Genomic DNA, 566 nt, shown 5'->3' with positions numbered 1-566 from the left:
GATCAACAACGACGCCTCACTCAAGAGCTCAACCAACACGCACAGCAACAAGCCGCCAAACTGCTCGTGCGCGGTTTAGCTCATGAGATCAAAAATCCACTTGGCGGATTACGCGGTGCGGCGCAGCTGCTGGAAAAAATGTTGCCCGATCCATCGTTAACCGAATACACCCACATCATTATCGAACAAGCAGATCGATTAAGAGCGTTAGTCGACCGCCTACTTGGCCCACAGAAACCAGGCAAAAAGACACAAGAAAATCTGCACCAAATTCTGGAGAAAGTACGCCAATTGGTCGAGTTAGAATCTCAAAACTCGATCATCATCGAACGCGACTACGACCCGAGCTTGCCTGAGATTTTGATGGATGCGGATCAAATAGAACAAGCGATGCTGAACATCGTCAGCAACGCGGCACAAATTCTTGCTCATCAAGAGCACGGCAACATCACCATTCGCACCAGAACGGTGCATCAAGCCAACATTCATGGCAAACGCTGCAAATTAGCGGCGCGCGTCGAGATCACTGATAACGGGCCGGGCATTCCACCAGAATTACAGGACAC

At 50.2% G+C, this 566-nt stretch carries 1 protein-coding gene; it reads left to right on the top strand.

Annotated elements, in window-relative coordinates:
- Positions 1 to 566: nitrogen regulation protein NR(II) (glnL, locus tag R7Q46_RS29130; protein WP_318078572.1), on the top strand; the 566-nt coding region annotated here is incomplete at both ends.

The organism is Vibrio sp. 811 (assembly GCF_033339195.1).
This window is presented reverse-complemented; position numbering and strand designations above follow the sequence as displayed.